Source organism: Mesorhizobium sp. M7A.F.Ca.CA.004.04.2.1 (assembly GCF_004022825.1).
GTDB lineage: Bacteria > Pseudomonadota > Alphaproteobacteria > Rhizobiales > Rhizobiaceae > Mesorhizobium.
Genome location: NZ_RZPH01001685.1, coordinates 1 through 595, shown reverse-complemented (window position 1 = coordinate 595; position 595 = coordinate 1). Strand labels below are relative to the sequence as shown.

Genomic DNA, 595 nt, shown 5'->3' with positions numbered 1-595 from the left:
GGCCGACACGATTGAGCAGTTGCTTCTGCAATTCGTCCGTTCCCATCGCGAAGATCATGACGCGGCAGCCCGGCCGGCCATCCGGTGTGGCCGAGGGCGGCAGGTCGATCTCGATTGCCGCTTCGCAGCCGCAACCGATCACCGAGGTGGCGAATCCGGTCATCGTGATCGCCGCCTGGCGAGCCCATTTCCGGCTCGGCGCGGTGATGACGATGGCGGTTGCGCGCATGCCGAAGGCTTCCGCGAAGGTATCGTCGATCGTCATCCCATTGACGCTCATGTTCGGCATGGCACCTCGCCGAATGGCTGTTCGCGCGCAATCGCGGAATCCGGAAAATTGAACCAGTCCAGCGACAGGCCGTAGCGCTGCTGGTGATAGTCCTCGAGCCGTCGCACCATTGCCTTGTCGACAGGCGGCTTGAGCCTCAATGCCTTGCCCCAGCGGTAATGGATGATTTCCCCATCTTGCACGACGAGATCGCCATCCTTGAAAACATACGCCGCCTGTCCGAGCATTTTCGCGATACTGCGGTCCCTGCGATAGACAGCGATGTCGGCTATTGCACCGGCGCCGAGATGGCCTCGATCCGTCAAG

2 pseudogenes are annotated in these 595 nt (G+C 61.7%); both read right to left on the bottom strand.

Annotated elements, in window-relative coordinates:
- Window positions 1-289: pseudogene (locus EN893_RS36975) on the bottom strand (formylmethanofuran--tetrahydromethanopterin N-formyltransferase); the annotation flags it as partial.
- Window positions 277-595 (bottom strand): annotated as a pseudogene (locus tag EN893_RS36970) (formylmethanofuran dehydrogenase subunit A); the annotation flags it as partial. The pseudogenes EN893_RS36975 and EN893_RS36970, both read right to left, overlap by 13 nt.